Here is a 16,965-nt window from a genome sequence, read left to right as displayed (position 1 = left end):
ACCCCCCACGCCTCCTCTCCCGCTCTAAATTCTCCGAGGAAGCCACATGCGTATACGCGCCACCACGGTCGCCGTCTCCGGCGTCCTGGCCCTCTCCGCCCTCGCCGTGCCGGCCGCACAGGCCGCCGGCGGTTCTTCCTACAGCCCCTCCGGCCTGGCGAAGCTCGCCCAGGCGCACCAGGGCACCGCCGGCCGGTCGGCGTACACCGCCTCGACCGCGGCCGACGCGGGCGCCCCCTACGCGCTGGACCTGTCCTTCTCCAACGTCCAGGTCAACAAGGGCAAGCCGATCGTCGCGGGCACCACCACCCACGGCACGTTCCCGGTCACCTACACGGTGACGCACGGCGCCGACGTCGACATCCACGCGGACGACTTCCTGATGGACGTCGAGATCTACCGCGGCACCACCATCGACGACGCCGCGAACGAGCTCTTCGGTGTGGACTGGCCGTCCTGCACGGACACCTCGACGACCACCGCCAGCTGCAAGGGCACCATCGACGTCTACGCGGACGAGCAGCTCTCCAACGCCGACGCCACCAGCTGGAAGGCGTTCGGCTTCGCGATCGCCCTCAACGGGCAGGACCCGACCGGCGACGACTGGAGCAAGATCGGCTACGCCGAGCAGGACAAGCTGGCCACCACCAAGCTCCAGCGCCTGTCGAAGCTGACGGTGAACGCCGCCCCGGAGCCGGTGAAGAAGGGCAAGACCATCACGGTCACCGGCAAGCTGTCCCGCGCCAACTGGGACGACGGCCAGTACCACGGCTACGCCACCCAGTCCGTGCGGCTGCAGTTCCGCAAGAAGAACTCCAGCACCTACACGAACGTCAAGGGCATCAAGTCGTCCTCGACCGGCACGCTGAAGACGACGACCAAGGCGACGGTGGACGGCTACTACCGCTTCTCCTTCGTGGGTACCTCCACGACCCCGGCGGTCAACGCGACGGGCGACTACGTCGACGTGAAGTAATCCAAAGGAGACGTAATCCGGTCGCAAAGGAATCAAAATCTGACCGGATTACGTCTCGTCCGTACAACCACTCCTGCCCCTCGTGGATCTGATCACCGAGTCAACAGACTCCCTAGATCACTTGGGCCTCGTGCCCACTGTTCTCCACTTGGGGAATCCATGCGCATTCGTGCCACTGTGGCCGCCGTCTCCGGCGCCCTGGCCCTCTCCGCCCTCGCAGTCCCGGCCGCACAGGCCGCCGGCGACTCGGGCACCCCGTACACGCTGAACGCCAGCTTCTCGAACCTGTCGATCGCCAAGGCGGTCAAGGTCGGCACCACCGCCAAGGTCAGCGTCAAGTACACGTACAAGCTGACGCACGGCGCCGACGTGGACATCACCGCGAAGGACTTCTACACGGACGCCTTCCTCTACAAGGGCTCCTACAGCGACACGGCCCCCGAGCTGTACGGCGACGCCGACTCGGCGACCTGCACCGCCACCTCCGCGACCACCGCCACCTGCACGGGTTCCGTCGACATCTACCCGGCCGACGGCGACCTGAAGAGCGTCTGGGCCGGCAGCTGGAGCGTCGCCGCCGAGGCCGTCGCCTTCAACGGCCAGAGCGTGACCAACCCCGACCTGAGCAAGGTCGGCTACAAGGACCAGAGCGGCCTCGCCACCACCCTGGTCCAGCGCGCGTCCAAGCTGACGGTGAACGCCGCCCCCGAGCCGGTGAAGAAGGGCAAGACCATCACGGTCACCGGCTCCCTGACCCGCGCCAACTGGGACACCGCCAAGTACGGCGGCTACGGCAGCCAGTCGGTCAAGCTCCAGTTCCGCAAGAAGACCTCCAGCACCTACACCACGCTGAAGACGATCAAGTCCTCCTCCACGGGCGCCCTGAAGACCACGACCACCGCGTCGGTCGACGGTTACTACCGCTTCTCCTTCGTGGGTACCTCCACGACCCCGGCGGTCAGCGCCACGGGCGACTACGTCGACGTGCAGTAGAAGGAAACCCCTCTAGGGGGCAGTGCCCCGTAAGGGGCGCGGGGAACTGCGCGATCAACCCCCACCGGGCCGCGCGGTTCCCCGCAACCGCATCACACCGGATACTTCCGCTCCACCCACCGCCACAGAACCTCCAGCACCGCCGACGCCACCACGGCCACGCCGACCGCGGTCCACGGCATCACGGTCCCCACCAGCTTCAGCGCGAAGAAGCTCTGCAGGGCCGGTACCGCGAGGACGAACACGAACGCCACGCCCATCGAGGCCACCAGCACCACCCGCCACCAGGTGTACGGGCGGGCGATGATCGCCAGGACCCACATCGAGATCAGGAACAGGGTGAGGGTCGCGGCGCTGGTCTCGGCGTCCAGGGCGCCCGGTCCCGTGTAGTAGTGGCGGGCGAGCAGGTACGTCACGAAGGTCGCGACGCCGGCCAGCACCCCGCCCGGGATCGAGTAGCGCATCACCCGGCGGACGAAGTGCGGTCTGGCCCGTTCCTTGTTGGGGGCGAGGGCCAGGAAGAAGGCCGGGATGCCGATGGTGAGGGTGGACAGCAGGGTCAGGTGCCGGGGCAGGAAGGGGTACTCGACCTGAAAGCACACCACGAGCACCGCGAGCAGGACCGAGTAGACCGTCTTGACCAGGAACAGGGTGGCAACCCGGGTGATGTTGCCGATCACCCGGCGCCCCTCGGCCACCACCGAGGGCAGCGTGGCGAAGCTGTTGTTGAGGAGGACGATCTGCGCGACCGCCCGGGTGGCCTCGGAGCCCGAGCCCATCGAGACACCGATGTCGGCGTCCTTCAGGGCGAGGACGTCGTTGACGCCGTCCCCGGTCATCGCGACCGTGTGCCCGCGTGACTGCAACGCCCCCACCATGTCCCGCTTCTGCTGCGGGGTGACCCGGCCGAAGACGGTGCCCTCGTCGAGGGCCTCGGCCATCTCGTCGCGCTCCGCGGGCAGCCGGCGCGCGTCCACCGTCGTACCGCTCAGGCCGAGCTTGGCGGCCACCGCGCCGACCGACACCGCGTTGTCGCCGGAGATCACCTTCGCCCGGACCTCCTGGTCGGCGAAGTAGCGGAGTGTGTCGGCGGCGTCGGGACGCAGCCGCTGCTCCAGGACCACCAGGGCGGTGGGGCGGGCGCCCTCGGCCACCTTCGCGTGGTCGAGGTCCCGGGTGGCGCGGGCCAGCAGCAGCACCCGCAGCCCTTCCTCGTTGAGGCGTACGGTTTCGGCCAACGCCGGGTTGCCGTCGGCGAGCAGCACGTCCGGTGCCCCCAGCAGCCAGGTGCTCAGCTCCCCGTCGCCCTCGCTGAAGGTCGCCCCGCTGTACTTGCGGGCGGAGGAGAAGGGCAGCGACTCCACGCACCGCCAGTCGTCGCTGTCGGGGTAGGCGTCGATGATCGCCTGGAGGGAGGCGTTCGGGCGCGGGTCCGACTCGCCGAGCGAGCCCAGCACCTTGCGTACGTACGTCTCGTCGAACCCGTCCAGCGCCCGCAGCTCGGTGACGTCCATGCCGCCCTCGGTGAGCGTGCCGGTCTTGTCGAGGCAGACGGTGTCGACGCGGGCGAGGCCCTCGATCGCGGGGAGTTCCTGGACCAGGCACTGCTGGCGGCCCAGCCGGATCACGCCGATCGCGAAGGCGACGGAGGTGAGCAGGACGAGACCCTCGGGGACCATCGGGACGATGCCGCCGACCGTGCGGGCGACGGCGTCCTTGAGGCCGTTGTTCTTGACGACCAGCTGGGTGGCGACCAGGCCGATGGCGGCCGGGACCATCATCCAGGTCACGTACTTGAGGATGGTCGAGATACCGGTGCGCAGCTCGGAGTGGACGAGCGTGAAGCGGGAGGCCTCCTCGGCCAGCTGGGCCGCGTAGGCCTCCCGGCCGACCTTGGTCGCCGTGAACGCGCCGCCGCCGGCCACCACGAAACTCCCCGACATCACCTGGTCGCCGCGGTGTTTGACGACCGGGTCGGCCTCGCCGGTGAGCAGTGACTCGTCGATCTCCAGGCCGTCGGCCTCGGCACACACCCCGTCCACGACGATCTTGTCGCCGGGGCCGATCTCTATGAGGTCGTCGAGCACGATCTCGCTCGTGCCCACCGCCACCGCGGCCCCGTCGCGGCGCACGGTCGGCCGCGCCTCGCCGATCACCGCGAGCGAGTCCAGGGTCTTCTTCGCCCGCCACTCCTGCACGATGCCGATGCCCGTGTTGGCGAGGATCACGAAGCCGAACAGGCTGTCCTGGATCGGCGCCACCACGAGCATGATCACCCACAGCACACCGATGATGGCGTTGAACCGGGTGAAGACGTTCGCGCGCACGATCTCGCCGAACGAGCGGCTGCTGCGCACCGGAATGTCGTTCACCTGGCCGCGCGCGATCCGCTCCGCGACCTCGGCGGCGGTCAGCCCGCTCGGCCGGGGCGGGGCCGGCAGCGGGACCGGATGCACAGGGTCGAGTTCCGCGCCCGCGTCGATGTGCGTCATACGTTCGACGGTACGTGCGGATTTGCGCGTTCACCTGCCGAGTGCCCGGAAGATCCGACCAGGGGAGGAGTGAAGTCGTGCCCTGGTTGTAGAGCGACCCGTACGGACTCCCCTACAGGGTGCGGGCCGCCGCCGCCCGCTTGATGGCCGCGTCCCGCTTCTTCACGTACCAGACGCCGATCAGCCCGAGACCGCCGCCGGCCAGGCAGGTCCACACCCACCAGGTGTGGCCGTGGTCGGCGTACCAGCCGTAGAAGGGGAGCTGGACCAGGAAGAGGACGAACCAGACGATCGTGCCGCCGACGATGGTCGGGACGACGGGGCCCTCCAGGGGCTCCGGCGCTTCGTGCTTGGGGGTCCACTTCGCCATGGTCCTCAGCTTACGCATCCCCGGGGTCTACGCGCGGAGATAGCGGTCTGGGACTCATACGTTCATACTGAAACCGTTTGTGTCTGGCTACTTCTGATCGTAGGAACCTCCAATGTCGACCCCGGCTCCCACTCAGGCCCCCGCTCCCGAACAGCCGGGTGCGACCCCCGCGTACGGCGCGCTCGACCGTTACTTCAAGATCTCCGAGCGGGGCAGCACCCTCGCCCGCGAGGTGCGCGGCGGCTTCGCCACGTTCTTCGCGATGGCGTACATCATCGTGCTGAACCCGATCATCCTCGGCAGCGCGAAGGACATGTACGGCCACCAGCTCGACAACGGTCAGCTGGTCACCGCCACCGTCGTCACCGCCGCCTTCACCACGCTGCTCATGGGTGTCATCGGCAACGTCCCGATCGCGCTCGCCGCCGGTCTCGGCGTGAACTCCGTCGTCGCCCTCCAGCTGGCGCCCCGGATGTCCTGGCCGGACGCGATGGGCATGGTGGTGCTGGCCGGCTTCATCGTGATGCTGCTGGTCGCCAGCGGCCTGCGCGAGCGCGTGATGAACGCCGTGCCCTACAGCCTGCGCAAGGCGATCTCGATCGGTATCGGCCTGTTCATCATGCTGATCGGCCTGGTGGACTCCGGCTTCGTCACCCGGATCCCGGACGTCGCCCAGACCACCGTCCCGCTCCAGCTCGGCACCGACGGTCATCTCAACGGCTGGCCGGTCCTGGTCTTCGTGCTCGGCGTGCTGCTGACCCTCGGGCTGATCGTCCGCAAGGTCTCCGGTGCGATCCTGATCTCCATCGTCGCGATGACCGTGCTGGCGCTGATCATCAACTCCGTCGCCCATGTGACGACCTGGGGCCTGACCGTCCCGAAGTGGCCCGGCAACCCCGTCTCCACCCCGGACTTCGGCCTGCTCGGCAAGGTCAGCCTGTTCGGCGGCTTCGACAAGGTCGGCGTGCTGACCGGCATCCTCTTCGTCTTCACCGTCCTGCTGTCCTGCTTCTTCGACGCCATGGGCACGATCATGGGCGTCAGCGACGAGGCCAAGCTGACCGATGCCCAGGGCTACATGCCGGGCATCAACAAGGTCCTCTTCATCGACGGTGTCGCGGTCGCCGCCGGCGGTGCCAGCTCCTCCTCGGCCACCACCTGCTTCGTGGAGTCGACGGCGGGCGTCGGCGAGGGCGCGCGCACCGGCTTCGCCAACGTCGTCACCGGCGCGCTGTTCGCCGTGGCGCTGTTCCTGACCCCGATCGCCACGATGGTCCCGTCCCAGGCCGCCACCCCGGCGCTGCTCGCGGTGGGCTTCCTGATCCTGGCCGGTTCGATCAAGGAGATCGACTGGGCCGACTACACCATCGCGATCCCGGCCTTCGTGACCATGGTGATGATGCCGTTCACCTACTCGATCACGAACGGCATCGGCATGGGCTTCATCACCTTCGTGGTGCTGCGGCTGACCGCCGGCCGGGCCAAGGAGATCCCGGTGGCGATGTACGTGGTCGCGGCGGTGTTCGCCTTCTACTACCTGATGCCGGCCCTCGGCCTCACGTGACCTCCCGGGGTCAGGTGACCTTCACCTGGTCGCCGTAGAACCGCTCCGTCTCCTCGACGGCGGCCGAGAACCGCTCGTCGAAATCGTCCCGAATGAGCGTCCGGACCACGTAGTCCTGGACGCTCATTCCCCTTTTCGCCGCGTGGTGCCGGAGCCGGTCGAGCAGCTCTTTGTCTATCCGCAGGCTGAGCACACTGGTCCCCATGCATACGAGGGCGCCACATCCGGGCGCCCGATGCGTCACTTTCCGGATTCGACTCACCCATAAGGGTGACGCGATGTTTTCTGGGCGATACCCCCGGGCTCCCGGGTTCAGTGGCCGAGGTCACGGGCACACCGGCGCGCCCGGGTGGTCCTTAGAAAGGGTAATGAGTTACTCTAAGGACATGCCGGACCTTACCCATGGCGACGACGCGGCCGCCGTGAACTCCCTCCGCTCCGCCGTGATGCGACTCTCGCGACGGCTGAAGCACCAGCGGGTCGACGAGTCACTGAGCCCCACCGAGATGTCGGTGCTGGGCACCCTCTCCAACTGCGGCCAGGCCACCCCCGGTGAGCTGGCCCGCAAGGAGCATGTGCAGCCGCCCTCGATGACCCGCATCGTGGCGCTGCTCGAGGCCAAGGGACTGGTCCGTCTGGAGCCGCACCCCGAGGACCGGCGCCAGAAGGTCGTCACCAAGACCGAGCAGGCCGAGGCGATGCTCGAAGAGAGCCGCCGCAAGCGCAACGCGTTCCTGGCCGGCCTGGTCGACGGCCTCGACGAGGACGAATGGGCCAAGCTCCGCGCGGCCGCCCCCGTCCTGGAGAAGCTCGCACACCTGTAAACCCCTGAACGAGGAGGCGAACCCACTTTGAGTACGGGATCCGGAGCACCTTCCGCCCCCGCACCGACCGCCCCTACTACCCCCGCATCCCGCAGGTCCTCGATGTTCGGCTCGCTGAAGGTCAGGAACTACCGCCTGTTCTTCGCGGGCCAGGTCGTCTCCAACATAGGCACCTGGATGCAGCGCATCGCCCAGGACTGGCTGGTTCTCAGCCTCACCGGCTCCGCGACCGCCGTCGGTGTCACCACCGCCCTGCAGTTCCTGCCGATGCTGCTCTTCGGCCTCTACGGCGGAGTCCTCGTCGACCGGCTGAACAAGCGGCGCGCACTCTTCGTCACCCAGACGTCCATGGCCCTCACCGGCATCGCGCTCGCGCTGCTGACCCTCTCCGGCCATGTGCACGTCTGGCACGTCTACCTCGCCGCCTTCGTCGTCGGTCTCGCCACGGTCGTCGACAACCCGGCCCGCCAGTCCTTCGTCTCCGAGATGGTCGGCCCGGACCAGCTGCAGAACGCGGTCAGCCTCAACTCCGCGAACTTCCAGTCGGCCCGCCTGGTCGGCCCCGCCGTCGCCGGCCTGATGATCACCGGCGTCGGCACCGGCTACGCCTTCCTCTTCAACGGCCTGTCCTTCGTCGCCCCCATCGTCGGCCTGCTGCTGATGCGCGCGCGTGACCTGCACGTCGTGCAGCGGGCGCCGAGAGGAAAGGGCCAGCTGCGGGAGGGCCTGCACTATGTGGCCGGCCGCCCCGACCTGACCTGGACGATCATCCTGGTCGGCTTCGTCGGCACCTTCGGCTTCAACTTCCCCGTCTACCTCTCCGCCTTCGCGGACGACGTCTTCCACGCGGGCGCCGGCTCCTACAGCCTCTTCAACACCCTGATGGCGGCCGGCTCCCTGGCCGGCGCCCTGCTCGCGGCCAGACGCGGCACCGCCAAGTTGCGGGTGATGATCGCGGCGGCGGTCGTCTTCGGCGCCCTGGAACTGGTGGCCGCGACCGCCCCCTCCCTGTGGCTGTTCGCCCTGCTCATGGTCCCGATCGGCATGTTCGGCATGACGGTCAACGTCACCGCCAACACCACCGTCCAGATGGGCACCGACCCGGCCATGCGCGGCCGGGTGATGGCCCTGTACATGATGGTGTTCATGGGCGGCTCCCCCATCGGCGCACCCATCGCCGGCTGGATCACGGACGCGTACGGCGTCCGCGCCGGCCTGGCGGTGGGCGGTGCCATAGCCGCCGCGGCGGCCATGGCGATCGGCCTGGTCCTGGCCCGCGTCGGCAACCTGCGCCTGTCGGTCGGCTGGTACGGCGGCCACCCGCGGGTGCGGTTCGTCCCGCGCGAGGAGCGGGAGGACCAGGAGGAGCTCGCCCCGGCCGCGTGAGACACGGACGGGGCACCGGCCCGGAGGCGTACTACAGCCTCCGGGCCAGCACCTGTCCCGCCCAGCCGGTCCCGACGGTGTAGGTCTCGGTGCGGACGAAGCCGTTGCCCTCGTAGTAGCGGACCAGCTTGCCGTCGGCGCCCGCGTAGCAGTCCACCCGCAGCAGCGAGACCCCGGCCCGCCGGGTCTCCTCGGCGGCATGCGCCAGCAGCGCGCTGCCCGCGCCGTGGCCCTTGAACCGGCGGTCGGAGGCCAGCCAGTGGATGTACCGCTCGGGCTCACCGGGCGGCGGGAGATGCGCCAGATAGGCGCCGGGCGCGTCGGTGACCGTGAGCGTGGCGGCCGGCACCCCGTCGGCCTCGGCGATGTAGGTCACACCCTCGTCCATGTAGCGGACGACCGACTCCACCGTCTTCTGGTTCTCCGACAGCGGGGTGGTCCCCCACTGCTCGGTCCGCCCCTGACCCACCAGCCATTCCACAGAGCTGTCGAGCATGCCGAGTATCGCGGGAACGTCGTCCGGGCCGCCTTCTCTGATGGTGATCTGCATCTCCTCATGATGGCAGGGTGGTCCGCATGAGACTCTTCGCCGCCGTGCTGCCGCCGCCCGAGGTGGCCGCCGAACTCGCCGCCGAGGTCGACCGGTTGAAGCGACTGCCGGGTGCGGACACGCTGCGCTGGACCGACCGCCCCGGCGGGCCCCGTGACGGAGCCACCGATTGGCACTTCACCCTCGCGTTCTACGGCGAGGTCGAGGACGGCGTCGTACCGGACCTGTCGGACCGGCTGGCCCGTGCGGCCCACCGCACGCAGCCCTTCCGCCTGTCCGTCGCCGGAGGCGGCCAGTTCGGCCACGGCCGGGTCCTGTGGGCGGGCGCCCGAGGGGATCTGGAGACCCTGCGACTCCTTGCCGACCGCGCGGAGGCGGCGGCGCGGAAGGCGGGCGTACCGATGGGGGAGCACCGCCGCTACAAGGCGCACCTGACGGTGGCACGCAGCCGGGACGCGATGGAGGCACGGCCGTACGTCGAGCTGCTCGCCGAGTTCGCGAGCCGGACCTGGACGGTGGGGGAGCTGACGCTGGTGCGCAGCTACCTGCCGACGTCGGGGGTGCCGGGGGAGCAGCCGCGGTACGAGGTGGTCGCCCGCTGGGGGCTCGGGGCGGGCGGTTAGGCTCGTTGCCGTGGACCCGAAGACCCGGAACCGGATCATGGCCGGTGCGCTTGTGCTGTTGTTCGTCGTGGTTGCCGTGGCCTCTGCCATGCGGTGAGGGCCGGCTGGGGAACTGCGGCCGCCGCTTCCGGCTGCGGGCCGTTCGCGGCCGGTCGCGCAGTTCCCCGCGCCTCTACGGGGCGCTGCCCCTGACGTCGGCTACCAGGCGAAGGCCTCCGGCGAGGGGCCCGGACCCGGGAAGATCTCGTCCAGCTCCGCCAGCAGCTCCTCGCTCAGCTCCAGCTCGACGGCCCTCAGCGCCGACTCCAGCTGCTCGCCGGTGCGCGGGCCGACGATCGGACCCGTCACCCCCGGACGTGTGAGCAGCCAGGCCAGCGCGGCCTCGCCCGGCTCAAGACCGTGCTTGTCGAGCAGGTCCTCGTAGGCCTGGATCTGGGCGCGGACGGTGGTGTTGGCGAGGGAGTCGGCGGCCCGGCCACTGGCCCGGCGCCCGCCCGTCACCTCCTTCTTGAGCACACCGCCGAGCAGCCCGCCCTGCAGCGGCGACCAGGGGATGACCCCGAGGCCGTAGTCCTGCGCGGCCGGGATGACCTCCATCTCGGCGCGCCGCTCGGCGAGGTTGTAGAGGCACTGCTCGCTCACGAGGCCGATGGTGCCGCCGCGCCGGGCGGCGATCTCGTTGGCCTGGGCGATCTTGTAGCCGGGGAAGTTGGAGGATCCGACGTACAGGATCTTGCCCTGTGCGATGAGGGTGTCGATCGCCTGCCAGATCTCCTCGAAGGGGGTCCGGCGGTCGATGTGATGGAACTGGTAGACGTCGATGTAGTCGGTCCCCAGCCGCTTCAGGCTGGCGTCGACGGCCCGCCGGATGTTGACGGCGGACAGCTTGTCGTGGTTGGGCCAGGCGTCGCCGTCGCCGGCCATGTTGCCGTACACCTTGGTGGCGAGCACGACCTTGTCGCGGTGTGCGGCGCTCTTGGCGAACCAACTGCCGATGATCTCCTCGGTCCGCCCCTTGTTCTCACCCCAGCCATACACGTTGGCGGTGTCGAAGAAGTTGATGCCGGCGTCCAGCGCCGCGTCCATGATTGCGTGACTGCCGGCCTCGTCGGTCTGCGGGCCGAAGTTCATGGTGCCGAGGACGAGTCGGCTGACCTTGAGTCCGGTACGTCCGAGCTGCGTGTACTTCATGGTCACCCAGCCAACGTCGTGGAGTGCGCTCTAGGCAAGGGTGTCAGAGGCCTGACGTAGGGTTCGCGGAGTTCATCACCCAGGGAGACCCGCGTGAACGCTCGTGCCCGACTGTGTGCCACCCTCCCCGCACTGCTGCCCTCCGCGGACGGCGACTTCCTGGAACTGCTGGGGCAGCCGGGCCGTCGGCTGCTCGCCCAGCGCGGCGACGACGTGCTCGCGGTCCAGCCTCTGGACGACGCCTGCATGCCGTCGGGAGAGCCCGTACGGCTGCCCGCGCCCTGGCCACGGCGCCGCGGTGGCTGGGCGGTGGCGCCGGACCTGGGTCTGGCCGTGTTCGCGGGGGTGCACGCGGTGCGGGCGGTGGAACCGTCGGGTGCGGTCCGCTGGGAGGTCCGGCACAGCTGCTGGCACGGCGCCTGCCGGGAGCTGCACGAGTCGTACGACGAGTACGGCGACCGCGCGGACCATCGCTACCCGGAGCGTGGTTCGGCCGGGTTCTCGGTGGACGGGGCCTACGTCTGGGCGCACGTGCGAGGACCCTTGGCGGTGGGCGAGTTGAGCCCGGAGACGATGGACGAGTGGCTGCTCCTGGACGCCGGGGACGGCCGTGTCCTCGCGCGGGCCGACGCACAGGCCGCGGCGGTCGGCAGCTTCCATCTCCCCCATCCGACGGACCCGCGGCAGATGGGGCTGAGCATCGGGGAGGGGCAGGACGGGGCGCCGGTGCGGTGGGGGCGCTGGGACGGGAAGACCCTCGCAGTCGAGTACTTCGAGGGCGACCTGGCCCTGACGGGAGTGAGCCCCTCGGGGGAGCGGCTGCTGACGGTGACCCACGACCAGGACGCGCTCGCCGTGCACGACAGGCGCGGTGCGGTGGTGGACGGCCTGGAGTGGGAGGCCGCGTCGGCCGTGCCCCGCCACCCCAAGGCCGAACCCGACAACGACGAGACGGTTCCGTACTGGGACTGGGCGGGCGGTTTCGTCGACGGGACGACGCTGATCGCCTCGACCACCGAGAGCGACGAGGAATGGGGAGCGGGCCGTCACTGGCTGCTGGACACCACAACCGCCGCCCCGCCGACCGAGGTCACCTATCCGCTGCCGGTAGGTACCCGTCCCCCTGAGGGATTGGGCGACGGCAGCTGGACGACACCGTCGGAGACGGGCGATGCGTTGTACGTGTGGCGGCTGGACACCTAGGAGCTGTGCGAAGCGGTGATCAGCCGGGCGACCGGGAGCTGGGCGTCGCGGTCGTCCTCGGACGCGTATGTGTACTCAACAACGAGAGGGGACGGTATGGAGCCATCGGAACTCCGCCGCGCGCTTGAGGCAGGACGGGCGACCGCTTCGGAGCTGGGCCTTCAGGTCGACGACGTGGTCGTCGTCCACAACTCGGATCGCGTCGCGCTACGCCTGATCCCGTGCGATGTTCTGGCTCGGGTCGCGCCGCTGGCGCAGCTGGCCGATTCCGAGATTGAAGCAGAGGTGGCCCGCCGGCTCACCGACGTCGACGCTCCGGTGGCTGAACTCGATCCCCGGGTCGACTCCCGGGTCTCTGTGCGTGATGCCTTCGCCGTCTCGCTCTGGACCTACTACGAACCGGTGGATGCGGAGATTGTGCCGTCCGACTACGCGGACGCGCTCCTGCGGCACCATGCGGCCTTGCGCCAGATCGATCTGGACGTACCGCATTTCACCGATCGAGTCGCCGCGGCACTCGGAGTGGTGGACAACCGGGAGCGGTCCCCCGGCCTGCCCGATTCCGGCCGGGAACTCCTCAGCGGCACACTCGGCGGACTGAGCGCCGCGATCAGTGTCGCGAAAACCGACGAGCAGCTGCTGCACGGCGAGCCGCATCCGGGCAACCTCCTGAACACGAGGAGAGGGCCGCTTTTCGTGGACCTGGCCACGTGCTGTCGTGGGCCGGTCGAGTTCGACCTCGCCCATGCGCCCGAACAGGTGGGAAGGCACTACGCGGGAGCCGACCCCGGCCTGATTCACCGGTGCCGCGCCCTGAACTGGGCGATGTTCTCGGCCTGGCGCTGGCGCCGAGACGACCAGATGCCCGACCGGGACCACTGGAGGGTGGAGGGGCTCAACCGGGTTCGTGCCGCGCTCGCTCGCTGCGAACCGGGCTGAACTCAAGTCCGTCCTAGTCGGTCGGGAACTCGTCGGTCTTGATGACGAGGTCCACCGGGGTGCCGGTCAGGTCGATGTCGGTGCCGAAGTCCACTCGCGTGGGCTCGTCGTAGTCGCCGTCCTTGGGGTCGGTGTAGATGAGGCAGCGCCCCTGGTAGGGGTCGGCGACGACGTAGACGGGGACCTCGGCCTCCGCGTACGCGGTCCTCTTCGGGCCGTAGTCGTTGGCGGCCGTGCCCTGGGAGATCACCTCGGCGACGAACTCCACGTCCTGGTAGCGCCAGTGGCCCGTGTCATCGGGCTTGGCCGAGGCCTTGAGCAGGGCCACGTCCGGGCAGAAGCCGTTCTCGTGACCGGGGAAGTCGATCCGGACGTCCGAGAAAACCTTGACCTTCCGTCCGAACCTGTCTTCGACGTCCCACAGGATCTGGCGAATGATCTGCCAATGCGTGCTCCGTTGCGGTGTCATGTAGACGTTGCCCTCGACGATCTCGACCCTGAATCCTTCGGGGACGGGCATCCGCTCAAGGCGCTCGAACCACTCGTCCAGGCGCTTGGTGTTGGCGTCGGCGTCGGCCATCTCGATCCTGTCCTCCAGGACGGTCATCGTGGCGCTCCTCCCCGGCCGCCCCACGGACGGGTGCGGCCGCGCGGTTCAACGATACGCACGGTGACCGGGCGACGGCGGAATTCGGTCAGTCCGTTCCGGCCTCGTACTCCTCGCCCAGGTCCCACCCCTGCCACATCGCCTCCGCGAACGCCTCCGCGATGCGGTGTTCGCCGTTCGCGTTGGGGTGGGTGCCGTCGTAGGTGTCCGTGTCGATGTCGTACGACGGCGGGGGCGAGGCCAGCAGCAGCGGGGAGCGGGGCTCGTCCAGGTCGGCGACCGTCTTCGCCAGCAGCTCGTTGAAGAGGTTCACCTGTTCCGCGAACTGCGGGTCCGACGCGGCCCGTATGTTCGGGATCACCGGCAGCACCACCATGCGGATGCGCGGGTTGGCCTCCCGCGCGGCCGCCACGAAGGACCGTGCGTTCGCCGCCGTCTGCTCCGCGTTCGTGTAGAAGCCCAGGTCGATCAGGCCGAGGGAGACGAGGAGGACATCGGCGCGGCAGGACCGCACCGTCTCCCCGATCAGCGGGGCCATGTGCAGCCAGCCCTCGCCCCAGCCGGCCAGGTGGGCGCGTGGGAAGTCGGGGTCGGCGTAGGTGTACGACACGGGCGCGTCGGCGAGCTTGTCGTACAGCGTCTCGCGTGGGCCGACCAGCGTGAACGGGCCGCCGTAGGTCGCGCACAGGTGCTGCCACATGCGGTACCGCCATGTGTGTTCGCCCGTGCTGCCGATGGTCATCGAGTCCCCGACGGGCATGAACCTGAGCATCCGCTCATGATGGACGATCAGGGGGAGCGGTGGGGTGTGAGGACCGCCACGTCCCCCACGGGCCCCGGGCCGTGAAACACAGCGCGGGATGGCAGGCTTGGGCCCATGCGCCGACGACCGTTCGCCCTTCTCGCCGGGGTCCTGCTCACCGGGGCCCTCGCCGCCGCACCCGCCTCCGCCGCCGACGGCGCCGGTGACAAGGGGTTCACGATCACGGACCCGCGCATCACCGAGTCCAGCGGTCTCGCCGCCTCCCACCTGCACCCCGGCATCTACTGGACCCACAACGACAGCGACGACGGCCCCTACATCTACGCCGTCGACAGCGCGACCGGGAAGACCGTCGCCACGGTCACGCTCAGTGGGATCGGCAGGCCCCGCGACGTCGAGGCCATCTCCATCGGCCCCGACAACCAGATCTACGTCGGGGACATCGGCGACAACCTCGACGGCAGCTGGCCGTACGTGTGGATCTACCGGCTGCCCGAGCCGAAGGTCCTGGAGAACCAGACGATCAAGGCGACTCAGTACATCGTCAAGTACGCGAACGGCGCCCGGAACGCCGAGTCGCTGATCGTCCACCCCAAGACCGGGCGCGTGTACATCATCGACAAGAAGGAGGACGGCGGGCATCTCTACGAGGGCCCGGCGACCCTGTCCTCCTCCGGCACCAACATCTTCAAGCCCGTCGCCACCATCGACCTCTGGGCCACCGACGCCGCCTTCTCGCCCGACGGCAGGCAGCTCGCCGTCCGCGGCTACCTCGGCGGCATCTACTACGACTGGAACGGCGGGAAGATCAAGCGGGAGGGGCGGCTCGACGTGCCGCTCCAGAAGCAGGGCGAGTCGGTCAGCTACTCCGCCGACGGGACCAGGCTGATGTACGGCAGCGAGGGCTCCGACAGCCCGGTGCAGGCCGAGGACGTGCCGGGCGGGGCGGCGGCCGGCAAGTCGCCGTCCGGCAGCGGGAGTTCGGCCGCCGCCGACAGTGACAGTCCTGCGAGCGGCAAGGTCAAGGTCGGCGCCATCGCCCTCGGCGTCGCCGTGCTCGCCCTCTTCGGGCTGCGCCGGCTGCGGCGCACACCCACCCGCCGGCACTGACCCTCGCCGACGTCACCCTTCCGGGTCACCGGCGGGGCGGCCGTACGCCGGTCCGGCCTCACGGAACGGGAACACCCGTGCGCCGTAACGCCCCGCGCCCGGCCGGGAAGGGGCGCCCGGTGCCTGTCCCGGCACCGGGCGCCCTCCGTTGCCGTGTGCGTTACAGCTTCTCGATCACGTAGTCGACGCACTTCGTCAGCGCCTCGACGTCGGCCGGGTCGATCGCCGGGAACATCGCGATGCGGAGCTGGTTGCGGCCGAGCTTGCGGTAGGGCTCGGTGTCGACGATGCCGTTGGCGCGCAGCACCTTGGCGACGGCGGCCGCGTCGATCTCGTCGGCGAAGTCGATCGTGCCGATGACCTGCGAGCGCTGGGCCGGGTCGGCGACGAACGGGGTGGCGTACTTGCTCTCCTCGGCCCAGGTGTACAGGCGGGTCGAGGAGTCCTTCGTACGGCCGGTGGAGAAGGCGAGGCCGCCCTGGCCGTTCAGCCACTCCAGCTGCTGGTCGAGCAGGAAGAGGGTGGCGAGGGCCGGGGTGTTGTACGTCTGGTTCTTGCGGGAGTTGTCGATCGCCGTGGGGAGGCTGAAGAACTCCGGCACATGGCGGCCGGACGCGTGGATGCGCTCGGCGCGCTCGATCGCGGCCGGGGAGAAGACGCCGATCCACAGGCCGCCGTCGGAGGCGAAGGACTTCTGCGGGGCGAAGTAGTAGACGTCGGTCTCGCTGACGTCGACGGGGAGGCCGCCCGCGCCGGAGGTGGCGTCGACGAGCACGAGCGCGCCCTCGTCGGCCCCGGCGACCCGCTCGATGGGCATGGCGACACCGGTCGAGGTCTCGTTGTGCGTGAAGGCGTAGACGTCCACGCCGGCCTCGGCCCGCGGCGCCGGGTGGGTGCCCGGGTCGGAGGCGATGACGGTGGGTTCGGCCAGCCAGGGGGCGAGCCCCGCGGCCTTGGCGAACTTGGACGAGAACTCACCGAAGTTCAGGTGCTGCGACTTGCCGTCGATCAGCCCGTGGGTGGCGACGTCCCAGAAGGCGGTGGATCCGCCGTTGCCGAGGACGACCTCGTAGCCGTCCGGGAGGGAGAACAGGGAGCTGATGCCCTCGCGGACCCGGCCGACCAGGTTCTTCACCGGGGCCTGGCGGTGGGAGGTGCCCATGAGAGAGGTACCGGTGGCGGCGAGCGCGTCCAGCGCCTCCGTCCGCACCTTGGAGGGGCCCGCGCCGAAGCGTCCGTCGGCGGGCTTGATGTCAGCGGGGATCTGGATGTCAGCCACGGGGCGAGCGTAGTGGTTGGAGGAAACGTGGTCGAAATGTAGTCCGTCGGGTGAGACGGGCGGGTGTGCGGGCGAGGGGCGGGCGGGTGACGGGC

At 69.6% G+C, this 16,965-nt stretch carries 17 protein-coding genes; 9 read left to right on the top strand and 8 right to left on the bottom strand.

Going from position 1 to position 16,965, the window contains the following annotated elements; all coding sequences use genetic code 11:
• The first annotated feature begins 46 nt into the window (after positions 1-46).
• Complete coding sequence (locus ACFWXC_RS26240) at positions 47-976, top strand: hypothetical protein (RefSeq protein ID WP_384482491.1); 930 nt, start codon at positions 47-49, stop codon at positions 974-976.
• A gap of 159 nt (positions 977-1,135) precedes the next feature.
• Entirely contained in the window at positions 1,136-1,969 is an 834-nt protein-coding gene (locus ACFWXC_RS26235; protein ID WP_384482489.1) for a hypothetical protein, read from the top strand.
• Between the two features lie 92 nt (positions 1,970-2,061).
• Here the strand turns inward: ACFWXC_RS26235 and ACFWXC_RS26230 are convergent, their stop codons facing one another.
• Entirely contained in the window at positions 2,062-4,461 is a 2,400-nt protein-coding gene (locus ACFWXC_RS26230) for an HAD-IC family P-type ATPase (RefSeq protein ID WP_384482487.1), read from the bottom strand.
• 112 nt (positions 4,462-4,573) lie between these two features.
• A complete protein-coding gene (locus ACFWXC_RS26225; RefSeq protein ID WP_365800011.1) occupies positions 4,574-4,831 on the bottom strand; it encodes a DUF2530 domain-containing protein in 258 nt (85 codons plus the stop codon).
• A gap of 112 nt (positions 4,832-4,943) precedes the next feature.
• Here ACFWXC_RS26225 and ACFWXC_RS26220 point away from each other — a divergent pair, with 112 nt between their 5' ends.
• Positions 4,944-6,395, top strand: coding sequence for an NCS2 family permease (locus ACFWXC_RS26220; RefSeq protein WP_384482485.1), 1,452 nt, complete (start codon positions 4,944-4,946; stop codon positions 6,393-6,395).
• 10 nt (positions 6,396-6,405) lie between these two features.
• Here ACFWXC_RS26220 and ACFWXC_RS26215 read toward each other — a convergent pair whose 3' ends face one another.
• Positions 6,406-6,600 carry a ribbon-helix-helix protein, CopG family gene (locus ACFWXC_RS26215; RefSeq protein WP_351737173.1) on the bottom strand — a complete coding sequence of 65 codons (195 nt, stop codon included), beginning with the start codon at positions 6,598-6,600 and terminating at the stop codon, positions 6,406-6,408.
• 181 nt (positions 6,601-6,781) lie between these two features.
• Between ACFWXC_RS26215 and ACFWXC_RS26210 the strand changes: the two genes are divergently transcribed.
• Positions 6,782-7,219, top strand: coding sequence for a MarR family transcriptional regulator (locus ACFWXC_RS26210; protein WP_351702944.1), 438 nt, complete (start codon positions 6,782-6,784; stop codon positions 7,217-7,219).
• A gap of 27 nt (positions 7,220-7,246) precedes the next feature.
• Complete coding sequence (locus tag ACFWXC_RS26205; RefSeq protein ID WP_384482483.1) at positions 7,247-8,605, top strand: MFS transporter; 1,359 nt, start codon at positions 7,247-7,249, stop codon at positions 8,603-8,605.
• Between the two features lie 31 nt (positions 8,606-8,636).
• Here ACFWXC_RS26205 and ACFWXC_RS26200 read toward each other — a convergent pair whose 3' ends face one another.
• Positions 8,637-9,155 (bottom strand): GNAT family N-acetyltransferase, encoded by a 519-nt coding sequence (locus ACFWXC_RS26200; RefSeq protein WP_384482481.1) that lies wholly within the window; start codon positions 9,153-9,155, stop codon positions 8,637-8,639.
• Positions 9,156-9,181: 26 nt separating this feature from the next.
• Between ACFWXC_RS26200 and thpR the strand changes: the two genes are divergently transcribed.
• Complete coding sequence (gene thpR, locus ACFWXC_RS26195) at positions 9,182-9,778, top strand: RNA 2',3'-cyclic phosphodiesterase (protein WP_384482479.1); 597 nt, start codon at positions 9,182-9,184, stop codon at positions 9,776-9,778.
• A 198-nt stretch (positions 9,779-9,976) separates the two neighbouring features.
• Here the strand turns inward: thpR and ACFWXC_RS26190 are convergent, their stop codons facing one another.
• A complete protein-coding gene (locus ACFWXC_RS26190) occupies positions 9,977-10,969 on the bottom strand; it encodes an aldo/keto reductase (RefSeq protein ID WP_384482478.1) in 993 nt (330 codons plus the stop codon).
• Between the two features lie 93 nt (positions 10,970-11,062).
• Between ACFWXC_RS26190 and ACFWXC_RS26185 the strand changes: the two genes are divergently transcribed.
• The gene (locus ACFWXC_RS26185; protein WP_384482477.1) at positions 11,063-12,172 is read left to right on the top strand and encodes a hypothetical protein; all 1,110 of its coding nucleotides are present in this window, start codon (positions 11,063-11,065) and stop codon (positions 12,170-12,172) included.
• 96 nt (positions 12,173-12,268) lie between these two features.
• A complete protein-coding gene (locus tag ACFWXC_RS26180; RefSeq protein WP_384482476.1) occupies positions 12,269-13,111 on the top strand; it encodes a phosphotransferase in 843 nt (280 codons plus the stop codon).
• A 13-nt stretch (positions 13,112-13,124) separates the two neighbouring features.
• Here the strand turns inward: ACFWXC_RS26180 and ACFWXC_RS26175 are convergent, their stop codons facing one another.
• Positions 13,125-13,718 (bottom strand): Uma2 family endonuclease, encoded by a 594-nt coding sequence (locus ACFWXC_RS26175; RefSeq protein WP_384482474.1) that lies wholly within the window; start codon positions 13,716-13,718, stop codon positions 13,125-13,127.
• A gap of 88 nt (positions 13,719-13,806) precedes the next feature.
• The gene (locus ACFWXC_RS26170) at positions 13,807-14,490 is read right to left on the bottom strand and encodes an SGNH/GDSL hydrolase family protein (protein WP_384482473.1); all 684 of its coding nucleotides are present in this window, start codon (positions 14,488-14,490) and stop codon (positions 13,807-13,809) included.
• A gap of 105 nt (positions 14,491-14,595) precedes the next feature.
• On the opposite strand from ACFWXC_RS26170, the gene ACFWXC_RS26165 reads away from it, so the two are divergent.
• Complete coding sequence (locus ACFWXC_RS26165; RefSeq protein ID WP_384482471.1) at positions 14,596-15,591, top strand: WD40 repeat domain-containing protein; 996 nt, start codon at positions 14,596-14,598, stop codon at positions 15,589-15,591.
• 160 nt (positions 15,592-15,751) lie between these two features.
• Here the strand turns inward: ACFWXC_RS26165 and serC are convergent, their stop codons facing one another.
• Positions 15,752-16,870 (bottom strand): phosphoserine transaminase, encoded by a 1,119-nt coding sequence (gene serC, locus ACFWXC_RS26160; protein WP_384482469.1) that lies wholly within the window; start codon positions 16,868-16,870, stop codon positions 15,752-15,754.
• Positions 16,871-16,965: the final 95 nt, after the last annotated feature.

It is taken from the genome of Streptomyces sp. NPDC058683, from assembly GCF_042716195.1.
Lineage (GTDB): Bacteria > Actinomycetota > Actinomycetes > Streptomycetales > Streptomycetaceae > Streptomyces.
The sequence above is the reverse complement of the archived record's forward strand: the minus strand, read 5'-3'. Positions and strand labels throughout refer to the sequence as shown.

Excerpts from the sequence above, each read along its gene's own strand:
- ACFWXC_RS26170 (WP_384482473.1), bottom strand. The coding sequence starts at position 14,490 with ATGCTCAGGTTCATGCCCGTCGGGGACTCGATGACCATCGGCAGCACG.
- thpR (WP_384482479.1), top strand. The coding sequence starts at position 9,182 with ATGAGACTCTTCGCCGCCGTGCTGCCGCCGCCCGAGGTGGCCGCCGAA.
- ACFWXC_RS26210 (WP_351702944.1), top strand. The coding sequence starts at position 6,782 with ATGCCGGACCTTACCCATGGCGACGACGCGGCCGCCGTGAACTCCCTC.
- ACFWXC_RS26190 (WP_384482478.1), bottom strand. The coding sequence starts at position 10,969 with ATGAAGTACACGCAGCTCGGACGTACCGGACTCAAGGTCAGCCGACTC.
- ACFWXC_RS26240 (WP_384482491.1), top strand. The coding sequence starts at position 47 with ATGCGTATACGCGCCACCACGGTCGCCGTCTCCGGCGTCCTGGCCCTC.
- ACFWXC_RS26215 (WP_351737173.1), bottom strand. The coding sequence starts at position 6,600 with ATGGGGACCAGTGTGCTCAGCCTGCGGATAGACAAAGAGCTGCTCGAC.
- ACFWXC_RS26165 (WP_384482471.1), top strand. The coding sequence starts at position 14,596 with ATGCGCCGACGACCGTTCGCCCTTCTCGCCGGGGTCCTGCTCACCGGG.
- ACFWXC_RS26175 (WP_384482474.1), bottom strand. The coding sequence starts at position 13,718 with ATGACCGTCCTGGAGGACAGGATCGAGATGGCCGACGCCGACGCCAAC.
- ACFWXC_RS26200 (WP_384482481.1), bottom strand. The coding sequence starts at position 9,155 with ATGCAGATCACCATCAGAGAAGGCGGCCCGGACGACGTTCCCGCGATA.
- ACFWXC_RS26230 (WP_384482487.1), bottom strand. The coding sequence starts at position 4,461 with ATGACGCACATCGACGCGGGCGCGGAACTCGACCCTGTGCATCCGGTC.
- ACFWXC_RS26235 (WP_384482489.1), top strand. The coding sequence starts at position 1,136 with ATGCGCATTCGTGCCACTGTGGCCGCCGTCTCCGGCGCCCTGGCCCTC.
- ACFWXC_RS26225 (WP_365800011.1), bottom strand. The coding sequence starts at position 4,831 with ATGGCGAAGTGGACCCCCAAGCACGAAGCGCCGGAGCCCCTGGAGGGC.
- ACFWXC_RS26180 (WP_384482476.1), top strand. The coding sequence starts at position 12,269 with ATGGAGCCATCGGAACTCCGCCGCGCGCTTGAGGCAGGACGGGCGACC.
- ACFWXC_RS26220 (WP_384482485.1), top strand. The coding sequence starts at position 4,944 with ATGTCGACCCCGGCTCCCACTCAGGCCCCCGCTCCCGAACAGCCGGGT.